The 16,957-nt window shown below is 72.8% G+C and carries 16 protein-coding genes; 2 read left to right on the top strand and 14 right to left on the bottom strand.

What is annotated here, in order from left to right; genetic code table 11:
- Window positions 1–83: 83 nt before the first annotated feature.
- The 4 genes from ACF1BH_RS25985 to ACF1BH_RS25970 form a co-directional block, all read right to left on the bottom strand.
- Entirely contained in the window at window positions 84–1,502 is a 1,419-nt protein-coding gene (locus ACF1BH_RS25985; RefSeq protein WP_391646134.1) for a sugar porter family MFS transporter, read from the bottom strand.
- A gap of 209 nt (window positions 1,503–1,711) precedes the next feature.
- Window positions 1,712–5,392, bottom strand: a complete 3,681-nt coding sequence (locus tag ACF1BH_RS25980; RefSeq protein ID WP_391646132.1) for a chromosome segregation SMC family protein — start codon at window positions 5,390–5,392, stop codon at window positions 1,712–1,714.
- Between the two features lie 283 nt (window positions 5,393–5,675).
- Entirely contained in the window at window positions 5,676–5,873 is a 198-nt protein-coding gene (locus ACF1BH_RS25975) for a hypothetical protein (RefSeq protein ID WP_030287366.1), read from the bottom strand.
- A 381-nt stretch (window positions 5,874–6,254) separates the two neighbouring features.
- Window positions 6,255–6,536 (bottom strand): acylphosphatase, encoded by a 282-nt coding sequence (locus ACF1BH_RS25970; RefSeq protein WP_391646129.1) that lies wholly within the window; start codon window positions 6,534–6,536, stop codon window positions 6,255–6,257.
- A gap of 135 nt (window positions 6,537–6,671) precedes the next feature.
- Here ACF1BH_RS25970 and ACF1BH_RS25965 point away from each other — a divergent pair, with 135 nt between their 5' ends.
- The gene (locus ACF1BH_RS25965; protein WP_391646127.1) at window positions 6,672–7,571 is read left to right on the top strand and encodes a CAP domain-containing protein; all 900 of its coding nucleotides are present in this window, start codon (window positions 6,672–6,674) and stop codon (window positions 7,569–7,571) included.
- Window positions 7,572–7,597: 26 nt separating this feature from the next.
- On the opposite strand, the gene ACF1BH_RS25960 is transcribed toward ACF1BH_RS25965, so the two are convergent.
- A complete protein-coding gene (locus tag ACF1BH_RS25960; RefSeq protein ID WP_391646125.1) occupies window positions 7,598–8,110 on the bottom strand; it encodes a hypothetical protein in 513 nt (170 codons plus the stop codon).
- Window positions 8,107–8,931 (bottom strand): MerR family transcriptional regulator, encoded by an 825-nt coding sequence (locus ACF1BH_RS25955; protein ID WP_391646123.1) that lies wholly within the window; start codon window positions 8,929–8,931, stop codon window positions 8,107–8,109. Before ACF1BH_RS25955 ends, ACF1BH_RS25960 begins: the two co-directional genes overlap by 4 nt.
- Window positions 8,932–9,137: 206 nt before the next feature.
- On the opposite strand from ACF1BH_RS25955, the gene ACF1BH_RS25950 reads away from it, so the two are divergent.
- Complete coding sequence (locus ACF1BH_RS25950; RefSeq protein ID WP_391646121.1) at window positions 9,138–9,335, top strand: hypothetical protein; 198 nt, start codon at window positions 9,138–9,140, stop codon at window positions 9,333–9,335.
- Between the two features lie 24 nt (window positions 9,336–9,359).
- Here ACF1BH_RS25950 and mutM read toward each other — a convergent pair whose 3' ends face one another.
- From mutM to recG, 8 genes are all read right to left on the bottom strand, one after another.
- Window positions 9,360–10,310: a bifunctional DNA-formamidopyrimidine glycosylase/DNA-(apurinic or apyrimidinic site) lyase gene (mutM, locus tag ACF1BH_RS25945; RefSeq protein ID WP_391646119.1), complete on the bottom strand. Its 951-nt coding sequence runs from the start codon at window positions 10,308–10,310 to the stop codon at window positions 9,360–9,362.
- A gap of 89 nt (window positions 10,311–10,399) precedes the next feature.
- Window positions 10,400–11,254 (bottom strand): ribonuclease III, encoded by an 855-nt coding sequence (gene rnc / locus ACF1BH_RS25940; protein ID WP_391646117.1) that lies wholly within the window; start codon window positions 11,252–11,254, stop codon window positions 10,400–10,402.
- A 7-nt stretch (window positions 11,255–11,261) separates the two neighbouring features.
- Window positions 11,262–11,435, bottom strand: coding sequence for a 50S ribosomal protein L32 (gene rpmF, locus ACF1BH_RS25935; protein WP_030287342.1), 174 nt, complete (start codon window positions 11,433–11,435; stop codon window positions 11,262–11,264).
- 2 nt (window positions 11,436–11,437) lie between these two features.
- The gene (locus tag ACF1BH_RS25930) at window positions 11,438–12,046 is read right to left on the bottom strand and encodes a YceD family protein (protein WP_391646115.1); all 609 of its coding nucleotides are present in this window, start codon (window positions 12,044–12,046) and stop codon (window positions 11,438–11,440) included.
- Between the two features lie 208 nt (window positions 12,047–12,254).
- Window positions 12,255–13,331, bottom strand: coding sequence for an ATP synthase F0 subunit B (locus ACF1BH_RS25925; RefSeq protein WP_391646113.1), 1,077 nt, complete (start codon window positions 13,329–13,331; stop codon window positions 12,255–12,257).
- A gap of 131 nt (window positions 13,332–13,462) precedes the next feature.
- The gene (gene coaD / locus ACF1BH_RS25920; protein WP_391646111.1) at window positions 13,463–13,972 is read right to left on the bottom strand and encodes a pantetheine-phosphate adenylyltransferase; all 510 of its coding nucleotides are present in this window, start codon (window positions 13,970–13,972) and stop codon (window positions 13,463–13,465) included.
- Window positions 13,969–14,568 carry a 16S rRNA (guanine(966)-N(2))-methyltransferase RsmD gene (rsmD, locus tag ACF1BH_RS25915; RefSeq protein ID WP_391646109.1) on the bottom strand — a complete coding sequence of 200 codons (600 nt, stop codon included), beginning with the start codon at window positions 14,566–14,568 and terminating at the stop codon, window positions 13,969–13,971. Before rsmD ends, coaD begins: the two co-directional genes overlap by 4 nt.
- Before the next feature lie 156 nt (window positions 14,569–14,724).
- The gene (recG, locus tag ACF1BH_RS25910; RefSeq protein ID WP_391646107.1) at window positions 14,725–16,956 is read right to left on the bottom strand and encodes an ATP-dependent DNA helicase RecG; all 2,232 of its coding nucleotides are present in this window, start codon (window positions 16,954–16,956) and stop codon (window positions 14,725–14,727) included.
- Between the last annotated feature and the right edge of the window lies 1 nt (window position 16,957).

The raw sequence follows: 16,957 nt of genomic DNA, 5'->3' as shown, positions 1-16,957 counted from the left end.
ACGCCCCGCACACGACACCGCCCCGGTTCTCCGTATGAACCGGGGCGGTGCCGACTTCCGAGGGGACGGACAGGCGGGGTGGGTCAGCCCATCTCCTCCAACGCCTTGCCCTTGGTCTCCTTCACGAACTTCAGCACGAAGGGGATCGAGAGCAGGGCGAAGATCATGTAGATCACGTACGTACCGGAGAGGTTCCAGTCGGACAGGCTCGGGAAGCTCGCCGTGATGGCCCAGTTGGCGATCCACTGGGCGGAGGCGGCGACGCCGAGCGCCGCGGCACGGATGCGGTTGGGGAACATCTCACCGAGGAAGACCCAGACCACCACGCCCCAGGAGAGGGCGAAGAAGAGCACGAAGCAGTGGGCCGCGATGAGGGCGACGGTGCCCTGGGTCGCCGGCAGCGTCCCGGCCCCGGTCTTGGCGGAGAAGGCCCACGCCTCCAGGGCGAGCGCCACGGCCATACCGACGGAGCCGATGAGGGCCAGCGGACGGCGCCCGATCCGGTCCACGAAGATCATCGCGATGACGGTGCCGATGATGTTGATGATCGACGTGGTGAAGCTGTAGAAGAACGAGCTCTCGGGGTTGATGCCCACGGACTGCCACAGCGTCGACGAGTAGTAGAACGCGACGTTGATGCCGACCAGCTGCTGGAAGACCGACAGCCCGATGCCGACCCACACGATCGGCAGGAAGCCGCCCCGGCCGCCCAGCAGATCCTTGAACGTCGACCTGTGTTCCCGGCGCATCGCCTCCTGGATCTCCTCGACCCGCGTGTCGAGATCGACGCTCCGCCCCTCGACGTCGGAGAGCACCTGCTTCGCCTTGGTGATCCTGCCGACGGAGATCAGGAAACGCGGCGACTCCGGGATGACGAACGACAACAGGCCGTACAGGAGGGCCGGGATCACCATCACGCCGAGCATCCACTGCCACGCCTCGAACCCGGCGAGCCGGCCGCGCTGGTTGCCGCCGGCGAGGTTGAGGATGCCCCAGTTGACGAGCTGGGAGATGGCGATGCCGACGACGATCGCGGCCTGCTGGAACGAGCCGAGCCGTCCCCGGTACGCGGGCGGCGAGACCTCGGCGATGTACGCCGGGCCGATGACCGACGCCATGCCGATCGCGATACCGCCGAGCACCCGCCACATGGCGAGGTCCCAGAGGGCGAACGGCAGCGCGGAGCCGATGGCACTGGCCGTGAAGAGCGCCGCGGAGATCTGCATCACGCGGATGCGGCCGATCCGGTCGGCGATCCGGCCCGCGGTGGCGGCGCCGATCGCGCAGCCGATCAACGCGATGGCGATGACCTGGGCCAGCACGGCGGAACCCACCTCGTACCGGCTGCGGATCGCCTCGACGGCGCCGTTGATGACGGAACTGTCGTAGCCGAAGAGGAAGCCGCCCATCGCGGCAGCCGCGGTGATGAAGATGACATGGCCGAGATGGTCCGGCTGGGCCTTGCGGCCTTCCGGTACCGCCGGCTGCGCGGTGCTGGTCAACGTGTACTCCAGTGGCCCGGCTGCGCTGCCGGGCGTAGGGGGCTGGCACTTCCAGTGGCGCATACGTCGAGAGCAGCCACCACGTGAAGGTAAAAGCGACGTTGCAGAGACTATGCGTTCAAGTTTCTAAGTCAATAGACCGAGATGAAAATGTGCGTCCACCCCGTTGCGCGATGTGAATTCAACTTCTGAACGAAGATGGAGAGGAGTCAGCGCAGCCGCTGGCTGATGACCTTCGAGACGCCGTCGCCCTGCATCGAGACGCCGTAGAGCGCGTCGGCGACCTCCATCGTCCGCTTCTGGTGCGTGATCACGATCAGCTGGCTGCTCTCCTGCAGCTCCTCCATGATCCCGATCAGCCGCTGGAGGTTGGTGTCGTCCAGCGCCGCCTCGACCTCGTCCATCACGTAGAACGGGCTGGGGCGCGCCTTGAAGATCGAGACCAGCAGGGCCACCGCGGTCAGCGACCGTTCGCCGCCGGACAGCAGCGAGAGCCGCTTGACCTTCTTGCCCGGCGGGCGGGCCTCCACATCCACCCCGGTGGTCAGCATGTGGTCCGGGTCGGTCAGCACCAGCCGGCCCTCGCCACCCGGGAAGAGCCGGCCGAAGACGCCCTCGAACTCCCGCGCCGTGTCGTGGAACGCCTCGGTGAAGACCTGCTCCACGCGCTTGTCGACGTCCTTGACCACCTGGAGGAGATCGGCCCGGGTCTTCTTCAAGTCTTCAAGCTGTTCGCTCAGGAACTGGTGACGTTCCTCCAGTGCGGCGAACTCCTCCAGTGCCAGCGGGTTCACCTTCCCGAGCTGCTGATACGCCCGCTCGGCCGCCTTGAGCCGCTTCTCCTGTTCGGCACGGACGTACGCCACCGGCCGGTTCCGCGGGTCCTCCGGATCGTCCGGCAGCCGCTCCCCCTCCGCGGGCGGCGACGGCGGTACGGGCTGGTCCGGCCCGTACTCCGCGACCAGCGCGGCCGGCTCCACGCCCAGCTCCTCCAGGGCACGCGACTCCAACTGCTCGATCCGCAGCCGCTTCTCGGCGCCCAGCACCTCGCCCCGGTGCACCGAGTCGGTCAGCTTGTCCAGCTCCGCCGCGAGCGCCCGGCCCTGCTCCCGCGCGGCGGACAGGGCCTCCTCGCTCCCGGCGGTGGCCCGCTGCGCCACCGCCCGCTCCTCCTCGGCCCGGACGAGCGAGACCTCGACGTGTGCCAGCAGCTGCCGGGCGCCCGAGACGACCGCGGTGGCGACCGCCGCCTCATGGCGCAGCCGGGCGCGCCGCCGCTCCGCGCGCGCCCGCGCCTCGCGCTCCGCGCGCGCCCCCCGGTCCAGCGCGTCGGCCCGCCCGGCGAGCGCCTTGACCCGCTCCTCATGCGTACGGGTCTGGAGCCGGGCCTCCATCTCGGTCTGGCGGGCGTTGGCGCCGTCGGCGGCCAGCCGGTCGCGTACCGAGGTGTCCGGCTCCTCCTCGGCCGGTTCCTCCTCGGCGACCGCCAGCCGCTCGGCCAGTTCCTCGGCCTCCTCGGTGGCGCGGGCGAGGGCCTCCTCGGCCTTCGCCGTCGCGGCGGCGGCCCGTTCGGCCTCCCCCGCGGCGGCCCGCGCCTGCCCGGCGAGCCGTCCGAGGTCCCCGGCGACCTGCGACTGTTCGCGCTCCGCGGTGCGCCGGCGGGCGTCCACCTCCGCGACGTGCGCGGCGGCCGCAGTGCGCCGTTCGGCGGCCCCGTGCCGTTCCTCGGCGAGCGCCGTGCAGCGGTCGTCCAGCGCGGCGAGCTCGGCGGCCGCCTCGTCGACGGCGGCCCGGACCTCCAGCAGACTCGGCGCCCCGGCCGACCCGCCGTGCGCGAAGTGCCCGCCGAGCACATCGCCCTCACCGGTGACGGCCGTCAGCTCCGGCCGCGCCGCGATCAGCTCCTCGGCGTCCTCCAGCGTCGCCACGACCACCACGTCCCGCAGCAGCCGCCGCACCGCCGCGGTCAACTCCGGTGGCCCGTCGACGAGTTCCGCGGCCCGCAGACCGTTTTCCCGGGGGCCGGGCAGCAGCGGGGCGCCCGCCGCGTCCGGCTCTGTACCGGCCTCCCGCGCGGGCGCGGGAAGCCGTACGCCGGACGGTGCGGCGGCGTCCCGGGGCGCCCCGGGCGCGGGCACCGCGGGACCGGCCGTCGCGGGCACCGACTCCCCCGGCGCGGCCAGCAGCATCGCCGCGCGGCCCGCGTCCTGCTTGCGCAGCAGCCGGATGGCGTCGGCGGCGGCCGCCGGGCCGCTGACCACCAGGGCGTCGGCGGCGGCACCGAGCGCGGCGGCGACGGCCACCTCGTGGCCGGGCGCGACGGTGAGCAGCTCCGCGGCCGGGCCGAGCAGACCGGTCAGCTCCTCGGACGCGGCCAGGAGCGCGCCGCTGCCGTCCTTGCGCCGCAGCCCCGAGGCGAGCGCGTCATGCCGCGCCGAGGTCGCGGCGCGCCTGCGCTCCGCGACGGTCAGCGCCTCCCGTACGGCCTCCAGCGCGGCGTCCGCGGCGGCGAGTTCCTGCCGGGCGGCCTCGTCCCGTTCGGCGTCCTCCGCGCGCGCCGCGTCCAGCGCGCCGGCCTCCGCCGCGCGCCGTTCGTACTCCTCCTGGGCCTCCCGCGCACGCTGCCGGGCACCGTCACGCGAGGCGGCGAGCCGCCCGATCTCGGCCTGTGCGGAGGCGGCCCGGCCGCGGGCCGCGCTGACCTGGCCGCTGAGCCGGGCCAGCCCCTCACGCCGGTCGGCGAGGGCCCGCGCCGCATCGCGCAGCCGCCGCTCCTCGTCGGCCAACTCCCGCTCCAGCGCGGCGCGGTGCTCGACGGTGTCCTCCAGGGCCCGGGTCGCCGCCTCCACCGCTGCGGTCAGCTCCGCCTCCTGCTCCCGGATGCGGGCGGCCTCGCGCTCCATGTCCTCCGGGTCGCGGCCGCGCCGCTCGTCCGGCGGCGCCTGCCGGGCGCTGCGGACCCGCGCCTCCGCGAGCGAGACGGTGCCGCGCACCCGCTCGGCGAACCGCGACAGCTCGTACCAGTTCTGCTGGGCCCGTTGCACCCGCGGCGTCAGCGTCCGCAGCCGCTCCTCCAGCTCCGCCTCCTGCCGCCGGGCGTCCCGCAGCCGGTGCTCGGCGGCCTCCTTGCGCTGCTTGAGCGCCGCCTCGTCGGCGATCTCGGCGTGCAGCGCACGGCGCAGCGTGACGAGGTCGTCGGCGAGCAGCCGCAGCCGGGCGTCGCGCAGATCGGCCTGGATGACGGCGGCGCGCCGGGCGACCGCCGCCTGCCGGCCGAGCGGTTTGAGCTGGCGGCGCAGCTCGTCGGTGAGGTCCTGGACGCGGGCGAGGTTCGCCTGCATCGCGTCCAGCTTGCGGACCGCCTTCTCCTTGCGCTTGCGGTGCTTGAGCACCCCGGCGGCCTCCTCGATGAAGGCCCGGCGGCCCATCGGGTCGGCGTGCAGCACGCCGTCGAGCTGCCCCTGCCCGACGATCACGTGCATCTCCCGGCCGATGCCGGAGTCGCTGAGGAGTTCCTGTATGTCGAGCAGCCGGCAGGTGTCGCCGTTGATCTGGTACTCGCTGCCGCCGTTGCGGAACATCGTGCGGGTGAGGGTGACCTCGGCGTACTCGATGGGCAGCGCGCCGTCGGAGTTGTCGATGGTCAGCGACACCTCGGCCCGGCCGAGCGGCGGCCGCCCGGTCGTCCCGGCGAAGATGACGTCCTCCATCTTGCCGCCGCGCAGCGACTTGGCACCCTGCTCGCCCATCACCCAGGAAAGCGCGTCCACGACGTTGGACTTACCGGATCCGTTGGGCCCGACGACGCAGGTGATACCCGGTTCGAAGCGGAGCGTCGTGGCGGAGGCGAAGGACTTGAAGCCTCGCAGGGTCAGACTCTTGAGGTGCACGCCGTGCGACTTTACCGGCCGATTCCGGGCGACCCGGACGACATCCCTGGGCCCGGCCGGGGCCGCGGCGACGCCTCGCGTTCCCTTTCGGTTTCATGCCGCGTGGCGCAGGGCACATCATGCGGTAAGCGCCGGACGGATCCGGCGCTCGGGGCGCGGGGAGGGCGGACATGACGAAGGGACGCCGAAGCGTCCCTTTTGGCAGATCTCGCGTGGTGCGGATCATGCTGATTGCAGTTCCTCAAGCAGGTGGCATACGCCGTACCGGCCCTTGAGGCGGGGGTCAGGTGAGCGCGGGCTCCGCCTGGGGTACGTCGAGCATCGAACCGTCGTGACGTGCGGCAGCGGACAGCATGTCGTTTTCGGCCTGCATCCGGATCAATTCGGATTCCAGGTCCTGTACGCGTTGCTGAAGCCGTCGCATCTCGGAGAGGACTCGGGGGTCGGAGCCGCCGACGTAACCGAGAAGCGCCTTTGCCATGATGGATGGTCCTCCACAATGAGTGACCGACCGAAGCGGTGTGGGTCGTGAGGGATTCGCACCCGCGGTGCTTGCCATTTGCGGGGTTCTCAATGCCAAACAGCTAAGGTGCGCGGGGATTCCAGAGTCTCACCAAATGTTTTGACGGTCAACACGATCACGCCCCGTATCGCCGGGCACCCGAGACGGCGCCGCCGCATGGGCCGGGCGCCGATTCTCCAGAAAGGTCCCGCGGGGGCGTGGAGATCATCCGTACAGCGGCAGCCTTGCACGGGACGGCCGAGTTGGCAACCACCAGGCCAAATATCCCGACGGCCGGACTCCGGGGCCCGATCTGAAGATCATCCCCGAGGCCGCCGCGGGGCGGCTTTCCGCCGTCCGTCAGCGCGTCGCGAAGCCGTCGTAACCCCCGCGCGGGGTGTCCCATATCTCAGTCACACCGTCGACGCGCCCGGGCGTGTCCCCGGCGCGCAGCCACTCCAGCAGTTCCTCGCAGCGGTCCTTCGGCCCTTCGGCGACGACCTGGACGCGTCCGTCGTCCAGATTGAGCGCGAATCCGACCAGCTCGCCGATGCGCAATGCGTTGGCGCGGGTGAACCAGCGGAACCCGACGCCCTGGACCCGGCCGCGCACCCACGCCGTCAGACGGACTTCTTCGTTCATGGCGTGCACGGTATCCGGCCGGTCGGCCGGTGAGCACATCGGCGGTCCGGCAGGTCATGGCGTACAGTCACCCGGCAATCCAGCTCACCCTTTCGGGTGAATTTCTCGATGCTGAGGACGGAAGGACACCAGCGGATGGGCCGCCACAGACGCGCTGTTGCCTCTACCACCGGACCGGTGGGCACACCGCCCACCGACGCCACCCCCGGCGAGAGCCCCCGACGGAGCCGCCGCGCGCGGCGCGCGGTGCCGGTGCGCACGGGGCTGATCGGCGCGTCCGCCGCGGTGGCGATGGGCACCGTCGCGGTCGCCTCGGGGCTGATCCCGGGCGGCGGCGACCGGTACGTCGTGGGCGAGGAGGCCGGGCAGCCGGTCCGGGCGAACTCCCTGCCGGACGCCTCCCCGCAGGGCGGCGAATCGGCCACGCCGGCGGACCGGGCGTCGGGCGGCGTCACCCGCGGCAGCACCCGCGGCACGGTCACCGGCACCGACCGGCCGACCTCCGCGGCATCCCCGTCCACCTCGCCGTCCCCGAAGAAGGACCACCGGTCGGCGTCGCCCGGGGCGGGTTCCGGGCACGGCGGGAGCGGCGATACCGGCGGCTCGCCCGCCACGGCGCCGAAGCCCACCACCCGCCCGCAGCGCTCGGTGGACGCCGGCACGTCGGCCGAGGCGCAGGTGCTGTCGCTGGTCAACGACGAGCGTGCCAAGGCCGGGTGCGCGCCGGTCAAGGCCGACACCCAACTGGCCTCGCTGGCCCGGGCGTTCAGCGGTGACATGGCCGCGCGCGGCTTCTTCGACCACACCGACCCGGACGGCAAGGGCCCCTGGGACCGCGCCCGCGCCGCGGGCATCTCCGACCTCGGCGGCGAGAACATCGCCCGCGGCCAGGCGGACGCCGCGGCCGTCATGGAGTCGTGGATGAACAGCCCCGGCCACCGCGCCAACATCCTCAACTGCGAGTACCGCACCCTCGGCGTCGGCGTCCACCGCGGCCCGGGCGGCCCCTGGTGGACGCAGGACTTCGGTTTCTGACACCGGGCGCCGCCGGGCCCGCCCCGTCAGTCCGCCACCCCGAGATCGCGCCGCATCACCGCGCTCAGCACGCTGAGCGCGGGCTGCGCCGCCTTCAGGTCCGTCAGGGCGCCGTCCGCGCTCTCGCCGTCGTCGGCACGGCCCCGGTCGAGGCGTTTGACGACGGCGTCGGCGCGCGCCAGGACCCGGTTGACGTCGCGCGAGGCGACCAGCACCGCCTCGGGGACGATCATCTGCGCCTCGGCGTAGCGGTCGCGGTACTCCAGCCGCGCCTCCTCCGTCTGTTCGCGTTCGTGCGCACCGTAGACGCCGTCGCGCAGGCGGTGCAGCGCGTCCTTGAGGAGGGTGTGGAACTGGCGGGAGGCCCGGTTGAGCGCGGTGTACGCGGCGCGGCGCTCCTCCAGGGAGCGGCGCGCCGTCTCCTGTTCCGCCTCCTCGGCGCGCTGCCGCCGGGTGATGTGGTGGGTGACCAGCGGGGCGAAGAGCGTGCCCAGGACACCCACGACGGCGGTGATCATGGCGGCGATGACGGCGCTCATCCCCGCGGCTCCGTGCTCGGCGGCTCCGTGCCCGCGTCGTCCATCGGCCCCCCGCTTCCCTCCATACCGTCCTCCGGGACGTCTTCCGGGCCGTCCTCCGGACCGTCTTCCGGACGTCGTTCCGCCCGCCGCAGCAGATAGGTGTGCAGGGCCGCGGCGGCGGTGAGGCGGTGGCGGGACGCCTGGTGCAGCGCCGCGCGGCGGCGGGCCAGCTCCGCGCGGAGGCGGTCGGGGCTGCCGGTCGTCCGCAGTTCGCGCAGGACGGCGGCGATGGCGTCGAGCGGGTGGCCGCCGCGTCGCAGCAGCGCGGTGACGTGCGCGAGGTGCAGTTCGGCCGCGGAGTAGCGGCGGTAGCCGGTGGCCGGTTCGCGCTCCGGGCGCAGCAGACCGTGGCGCTCCCAGAGCCGCAGCACCGGCGGCCGGACGCCCACGGCGCGGGCGGCGTCGCCGATCCGCAGCGGGCGGGGCGGGGACGCGGGCGGCTCGGCGGCGAGGACGGTGCCGAGGGCGTCGTGCACCGCGGTCAGCTCACCGCGCTCCCGGTCCAGCCGGGCATGGCTCGCGTCGAGCGCGGCCAGTGCGGTCTCCTCGTCACCGTCGTGGACGGCGCGCATCACGGTGCGGGTGGTGGCCCAGCCGTGCCCGGCGGCGAGCGCCCGGGCGGCGGTCAGCGCCTCGGCGTGCGCGGTGGTGAACCGGCGGTGGCCGCCCGCGCTGCGCGCCGCCGGTGGCAGCACCCCGGTCTCCAGATAACTGCGCAGCTGCTGCACGGAGAGGCCCGCCGCCCGCGCCAGCTCACCGGCCCGCAACCGGTCCGCCACGCCGCCCTCCCCCGTCGCCCCGCCCGTCCGGAGCAGTCAGCTTACGGGCCGGACGCCCGCTGCGGCAGAGCCTCGTCGCCGGTTGAGATTTTCCCGCCCATTTCCGACACCGACCTGCGCAGATGCCGGGGAAATCCCTGTTCGCACTTGAATGGAAGACTTGAGACCGGGCGGAACGACGCCCCTGACACGAGGGAGACCGCGGCATGAAGTTCGTACTCGAGGTCGAGATGGACGAGGGCAAGATCGCGCAGGACCCGGCGGGCGAACTGGGCCGCATCCTGCGCTACTGGGGCGGCAATCTCCACCACTACGCGATGGCGCCCGGCGACGGCTCGGCGGTGTACGACTCGGCGTACCGCGAGGTCGGCCGCTGGCACCTCACCGAGGTGCCCACCGCCTGATCACGCTCTGCGGGCGGCGCCCGGTCAGGGCCGCGGCGGCCGCTGGCAGCGCGGGCAGAAGTAGCTGGAGCGGTTCATCCAGGGCCGGCGGCGGATCGGGGTGCCGCACCGGCGGCACGGCTCGTCCTCCCGGCCGTACGCGTCGAGGGACCGCTCGAAGTAGCCGGACTCGCCGTTCACGTTGACGTAGAGGCTGTCGAAGCTGGTGCCGCCGACGGCGAGGGCGGCGGACATCACCTCCCGCACGTGGCCGAGGAGTTCGGCGGTGCGCGGGCGGGTGAGGGTGGCGGTGGGGCGCTCGTAGTGCAGGCGGGCGCGCCACAGCGCCTCGTCGGCGTAGATGTTGCCGACGCCGCTGATCAGGGACTGGTCGAGCAGGGCGCGCTTGACGGTGGTGCGGCGGCGGCGCAGCGCGTCGTGGAAGGCGGCGTCGTCGAAGGCCGCGTCGAGCGGGTCGCGGGCGATGTGCGCGATGGCGTCCGGGAGCTGATCCGTGTCGCCGGGCACCGTGTCGTGCAGCGAGAGACCGCCGAAGGTCCGCTGGTCGACGAAGCGCAGCTCGGTCCCGGCGGCGTCCTCGGGCGGCGGGGTCACGGAGTCGTCGAAGCGGACCCGGATGCGCAGATGCTTCTCGTCCGGCGCGTCCTGCGGCTGCACCAGCAACTGGCCGCTCATCCCGAGGTGGGCGAGGACCGCGAGGCCGTGGGTGACATCGGTGGTGATCTGCGGCGCCAGGCCCTCGGCCGCGGTCTGCGCGGCGGGGCCACCGCCGGACACCGGCAGCCAGAGGTACTTGCCGCGGCGCCGCGCCGCGTCGATGCGCAGCCCGGTCAGCCGGGCGGCGAAGTCGGCCGCGCCCGCGGTGTGGCGGCGGATCGCCCGCGGGTGCAGCACCTCGACCGAGCCGATGGTCCGGCCGCTGACCCAGCGCTCCAGTCCTCGGCGTACGACCTCGACCTCGGGCAGTTCGGGCACCGCGGCTCTCCTCACGGGTTTCGGCAGGGCGGGGAAAAGACTTCTGACCCCGTCGGGCGGTGTCGCCCGGCGGGGTCAGAAGGGGTGGTTCAGCGGGCCGGCGTCGAGGAGTCGCCGGAAGCCGCGGCCGGGTCGGCGGGGGAGCCGTCCTGCCCGCCCTCGGCACGCTCGTCCGCCGCGGCGCGGATGGCGCGCCATGCGGATTCCGCCGCCTGCTGCTCGGCTTCCTTCTTGCTGCGGCCGGTGCCGGTGCCGTACGAGACACCACCGACGCGGGCGGCAGCCGTGAACGTCTTCTCGTGATCCGGTCCGGCCTCGGTGACCAGGTACTCCGGGACGCCGAGACCTTCGGTCGCGGTGAGTTCCTGGAGGCTCGTCTTCCAGTCCAGGCCGGCGCCGAGGCTGGAGGACTTCTCGATGAGCGGGTCGAAGAGCCGGTGTACCAGCTCGCCGGCCGCGTCGAGGCCCTGGTCGAGATAGACCGCGCCGATCACCGCTTCGAGGGTGTCGGCGAGGATGGACGCCTTGTCCCGGCCGCCCGTGCCTTCTTCGCCCCGTCCGAGGCGGATGAAGGCGCCGAGGTCGAGGCCGCGGCCCACCTCGGCGAGCGCGCGCGAGTTGACCACCGCGGCCCGGAGCTTGGCCAGCTGGCCTTCCGGGAGATCGGGGTGGATGCGGTACAGCGTGTCCGTGACCACCAGGCCCAGCACGGAGTCCCCGAGGAACTCCAGCCGCTCGTTGGTGGGCAGACCGCCGTTCTCGTACGCGTAGGAACGGTGCGTCAGTGCACGTACCAGAAGGGCGGACTCAAGGTGGTACCCGAGCCGCCCTTCCAGAATCGTGTGGGACGAGGCCGTGTCCGCCGGTGCCTGCTCCTCGCCGCGGGTGCGGGCCGAGGGGCGGGCGTCTTGCGCCTTCTTGGGGCTAGACACAGTGCCTGTCACCAGCCGCTCAGACCTCGAGGACCTGGCGCTTGTTGTAGGTGCCGCAGCTCTGGCACGCGATGTGCTGCTGCTTCGGCTCGTGGCAGCGCTCGCACGCCACCAGGGTGGGGACCGCAGCCTTCCACTGCGACCGGCGGTGGCGCGTGTTGCTGCGCGACATCTTCCGCTTCGGAACAGCCACGGCTACTTCTCCTGCTTCTCGTCGACGTGCGCTGATCGAGGCGCGTCGCCGCTCAACTTGTCCTTCTCGTCGTCCTGGTTGGTCCCGACGAGTCCCTGCAGTGCCGCCCAACGGATGTCGACGGCGTCGTGGTGGTGGTCCGGGTCGTCCGCGAGCCGTGCTCCGCAATCGGAACACAGACCCGGGCAGTCTTCCCGGCACACCGGCTGCAGCGGCAGTGCGAGCACCACCGCGTCCCGCAGCACGGGTTCGAGGTCGAACAGGTCGTCCTCGACGAAGAGTGTGTCCTCCTCGTCCTCGGCGTCGTCGCCGGATTCCGCGGTGCGGGTCCGGGCATCGGCGTCGGGGTAGGCGAACAGCTCCTGGAAGTCCGCTACGAGCTCGCGCTCCAGCGGCTCCAGACACCTTACGCACTCCCCCTTCACGGTTGCACGGGCGGTACCTGTGACAAGTACCCCGTCCATGACCGATTCCAGGCGGAGGTCGAGCGCGATCGGGGTGCCCTCGGGCACGCCGATCACCTCGTTGCCGAGGTCCCGGGGGGCCTCGACGGTGCGGGAGAGCCGCTGGAGCGCGCCGGGACGACGGCCCAGCTCGCGCGTGTCGAACACGAGCGGGGAACGGTGGTCGAGGCGGGCGTTGATGGCTTTCCTGCTTTCTGTACCGGGGGTCCGGTGCTCCGGTCCCCGGCCACCGGCTCGGGAGCGGGCGGATACGGAAACGGGCAGCCGGGATCGCGGACGTACACGCGACCGAACAGCCAGGATACTGGACGGGCCCGGATAGGCCCAATCCGGGCCGCTCCGTCCCGGGCTTCCCTTAGGGACGGCCCTCCTCGTACTGCCGGAGCTGGTCGAGGTTGATCATGCTGGTGTCGAAGAGGCTGGTCTCCTCCAGGGCGCCGGGCTGCGCCGGCGCCTGGTGGGGCACCTGCTGGGGCGCGTAGCCCGTCTGCGGGTCGTAGCCCTGCTGCGGGACCTGCGGGGCGGCCTGCTGCTGCCAGCCGTAGCCGTACGGGTCCTGCTGCTGGGCGTACTGCTGCTGCCCGTAGGCGTAGCCGTCCTGGCCCGCCGCGTAGCCCTGGTCCGGGTAGGGGCCGGGCTGGGCGTACTGCGGGACCTCCGCGGCGGCGGCGAGCGGCTGCGGGGCGGGGGCGGCGGGCTGCTGCGGGGCGACGTCGGCGAGGCCGGCGAGGTACTCCGCGTCGGCCTGGTGACCGCCGGCCCGCTCGTCGGTCTGGGCGGCGAGGTGGGCGCCCAGCTCGTCGATGGCGCGGGCGCCCTGGAGCTTGTCGCGGCCGCGGCCGACCGCTTCGAGGGTCTTGGTCAGCACCGCCTGGAAGGCGCCGAACTTGGCGTCGACGTAGGCGTCGGCCCGCTGGGTGAGCGTCGCCGGGTCGGTGCTGCGCTCGGGGGCGTCGGCGTCGGCGTAGCCCTGGTCGTCGAGGCCGGGGCCGCGGCCGAGCAGCTTCTCGCGGCCACGGTCGACGGAGCCGATGGTCTTGGTGAGGACGACCTCGAAGTTGGCGAGCTTGCTGTCGACGTAGTCGTCGGCCTCGGCGCGGATCTCCTCGGCCTCGCGGCGGGCCTCGGCGAGGATCCGGTCCGCCTCGTCCTGCGACTGGCGGGCGACCTCGGTGTCGGAGATCAGCGAACCGCGGTGGGCGTGGGCGGATTCGATGATCCGCTCCGCCTCGGCGCGGGCCTCCTCGACCATCCGCTCACGCCCGCCGAGCAGTTCCTGCGCCTGCGCCAGCGAACCGGGCAGTGCCGCGCGCACCTCCTCCAGCATGGCGAGCAGTTCGGCCCGGTTGACCACACAGGACGCCGACATGGGCACGGAACGGGCGCTGCCGATGTTGTCGACGATCTCGTCGAGCTTCTTCTGCACGTCCACGTTGGACTCGCCACTCTCTGAAGGGATGGAACCAGGAACGCCACGACTGTACGGCCACCGGGCCCCGCCCCGACACCTGCTGACGTCGCGTCAGCAGGAGGTGACGCCCGGCGGGTGCGCCGGGGTACCGCTCAGCGCTCCCGCAGCCGTTCGGTCAGCGCCTCCAGGACGAACGGCGGGACGAGGTGGCTGACGTCGCCGCCCCATGCCGCCACCTCCTTGACGAGGCTGGAGGAGAGGAAGCTGTAGGTGGGGTTGGTGGGGACGAACAGCGTCTCCACGCCGGAGAGCCCGTTGTTCATCTGGGCCATCTGGAGTTCGTAGTCGAAGTCGCTGACGGCCCGCAGACCCTTGACGATCGCGGGGATGTCGCGCTGCTTGCAGAAGTCGACGAGCAGCCCGTGGAACGCCTCGACCTCGACGTTGCCGTACTCGGCGGTGGCGCGGCGGATCAGGTCGATGCGCTCGTCGACCGTGAAGAGCCCCTGCTTCGACTTGTTGATCATCACGGCGACGTGGACGACGTCGTACAGCTTGGAGGCACGGGCGATGATGTCCAGGTGCCCATTGGTGATGGGGTCGAAGGACCCCGGACAGACGGCGCGGCGCAACTCTGGTTCCTCGCTCTCCGATGCGTTCATGACACGCGTTCCGACGTCTCGTCGGGGGACGCGGAAGCGGCGCGACCGTACCAAAGCGTCCCCTCGCCGTAGCGGCGGGCCTTGATCGCCCCGAATCCGTCCGGCCAGGAGAACACGCCGCCCCGGGTGCTCCGCTCCACCGTGACGAGTGCGTCGGGCGCGCACCAGCCCGCACGGCGGAGTGTGAGCAGGATCTCCCTCAGTTCGTCATCGGTGACGGCGTACGGCGGGTCGAGGAAGAGGACGTCGTACGGGTCGCCGGGCGCGGCGCCGGCGGCGAGCTGTTCGGCGCGGCCGGTGCGGACCTCGGCGCCGGGCAGGCCGACGGCCTTGACGTTCTCGCGCACGGTGCGGGCGGCGCGGGCGTCGGCCTCGACGAGCAGGACGTGGGCGGCGCCCCGGGACAGCGCCTCCAGACCGACCGCGCCGGAGCCCGCGTAGAGGTCGAGGACCCGGGCGCCGGTCATCGGGCCGTCCAGCGACTCCCAGGTGGAGAAGAGGCCCTCGCGTGCGCGGTCGGAGGTCGGGCGGGTGCCGTTGCCGGGGGGTACGGCCAAGCGGCGGCCGCCGGCCGTACCGGCGATCACGCGGGTCATGGGCCCGTCCTTACGTGGTGCGGGGTCGGTGGGGAGGCGGCTGCCGGGGTGCGGCGCCGCGGCCTCCACGATATTCCGGCCGGGAGCGGGGCGGCGCACGGTGGCCGACGGGGCGGGTGAGGCTTCTCACGTGGGGCGCGTCGGCCGGGCCGGGCCTCACCCCTTGTCCAGGTACTCCTCGCGCTCGTCGTCCAGCAGGGCCGCCAGGGCGGTGCGCAGTTCCGGGTAGGCGTCGAGGGCCGGATCGGCGGTGACGACGGCGGTGGCCTCCTCGCGGGCGGCGGCGATGACCTCCTCGTCCTCGATGACGGCGAGCATCCGCAGCGAGGAGCGGACGCCCGACTGGGCCTGACCGAGGACGTCGCCCTCGCGGCGCTGTTCGAGGTCGATACGGGAGAGCTCGAAGCCGTCGAGGGTGGCGGCGACGGCGGCCAGGCGGGCGCGGGCGGGGCTCGCCTCGGGCATCTCGCTGACCAGCAGGCAGAGCCCGGGGGCGGAACCACGGCCGACCCGGCCACGCAGCTGGTGGAGCTGGGAGACGCCGAAGCGGTCGGCGTCCATGATCACCATGGCGGTGGCGTTGGGGACGTTGACTCCGACCTCGATGACCGTGGTGGCCACGAGGACGTCCAGCTCACCGGCGGCGAAGCGGCGCATGACGGCGTCCTTGTCCTCGGGCGCCATCCGGCCGTGCAGGGCGGCCACCCGCAGCCCGGCCAGCGGCCCGGCGGTGAGCTGCCGTACGAGGTCGACCACGGCGAGCGGCGGCCGCTTCTCCTCGGTGTCCTCCGGCGACGGCCCGTCCTCGTCGCCGCCCTTGCGGCCCTTGGCCGCGCCGGGGGCGTCCTCCTCGTCGCCGATCCGGGGGCAGACGACATAGCCCTGATGGCCCGCGGCGACCTCCTCGCGGACCCGCTCCCAGGCGCGGGCGAGGAAGTGCGGCTTGTCCTTGGCGGGCACGACGTGGGTGGCGATGGGCGAGCGCCCGGCGGGGAGCTGGTCGAGGACGGAGGTCTCCAGGTCGCCGAAGACGGTCATGGCGACGGTGCGCGGGATGGGGGTGGCGGTCATCACCAGGAGGTGCGGGGTCCGCTTCTCGCCCCGGGAGTGGCCCTTGCCGCGCAGGGCGTCGCGCTGCTCCACGCCGAAGCGGTGCTGTTCGTCGACGACGACCAGCCCGAGGTCGTGGAACTGGACCACGTCCTCGATCAGGGCGTGGGTGCCGATGACGATTCCCGCCTCGCCGGTGACGAGATCGAGGAGCGCCTGACGCCGGGCGGCGGCGCCCATGGAGCCGGTGAGCAGCACCACCTTGGTGCCCTGCTCCGCGCCCCCCAGCATTCCGCCCTCGGCCAGCTCCCCCATCATCTCCGTGATGGAGCGGTGGTGCTGCTGGGCGAGGACCTCGGTCGGGGCGAGCATCGCCGCCTGTCCTCCGCCGTCGACGACGGCGAGCATCGCGCGCAGCGCCACCATCGTCTTGCCGGAGCCGACCTCGCCCTGGAGGAGGCGGTGCATGGGGTGGTCGGTGGCGAGGTCGGTGAAGATCTCCTCGCTGACCTTCCGCTGGCCTTCGGTGAGGGTGAACGGCAGCCCCGCGTCGAACGCGTCGAGGATGCCGCCCTCGGTCAACGGGCGTGGCACCGCGGGGAGTTGGGTCTCGGCGAAGCGGCGGCGGGCCAGCGCCACCTGGAGGACGAACGCCTCGTCCCACTTCAGCCGGGCGCGGGCGTCGGCGATGTCGGCCTTGGTGCGCGGGCGGTGGATCTTCTCCAGCGCCTCGGGCAGCTCCACCAGCCCCCGGCCCTCCCGCAGCGCCCCGGGCAGCGGGTCGACGGCGTCCCGGGCGTGGGGCAGCACGGCGTCGACGGCCTTGGCGAGCTTCCAGGACGCCATCTGCTGACAGGCCGGGTAGATCGGCATCAGCGCGCCGGCGAAGGCGTCGACGGCCTCGCTGCCGGACTCCTGGTCGAGGAGGGCGTATTCGGGGTGGGCGAGCTGGAGCTTGCGGTTGAAGACGGAGACCTTGCCGGCGAACATCGCACGGCGGCCGGGCACCAGATCCTTGTGCGGCTTGTGGATGCCCTTGCCGAAGAAGACCAGCTGGAGGCGGCCGCCGCCGTCGGTGAGCGTGACCTCCAGGCGCTGGCCGCGGCCGCCGTTGAACCGCAGGACGCGGGCGTCGGCGACCTGGGCGACGACGGTGACGTGTTCGTCGAGCGGGAGGTCGGCGAGGCGGGTCAGCTCACCGCGCTCGGCGTACCGGCGCGGGTAGTGGTGCAGCAGATCCCCGACCGTGTGCAGGCCGAGGTGGTCGGCGAGCACCTTCGCGGTGGTGCCACCGAGGGTCTTCTTCAGAGGTTCGTCGAGCGCGGCCACGGAACCCATT

This window comes from Streptomyces sp. NPDC014733 (assembly GCF_043083385.1).
In the GTDB taxonomy this organism is placed as follows: Bacteria; Actinomycetota; Actinomycetes; order Streptomycetales; family Streptomycetaceae; genus Streptomyces.
Note: the sequence above shows the minus strand (reverse complement) of the source record. Positions and strands in the feature narration are given on the sequence as shown.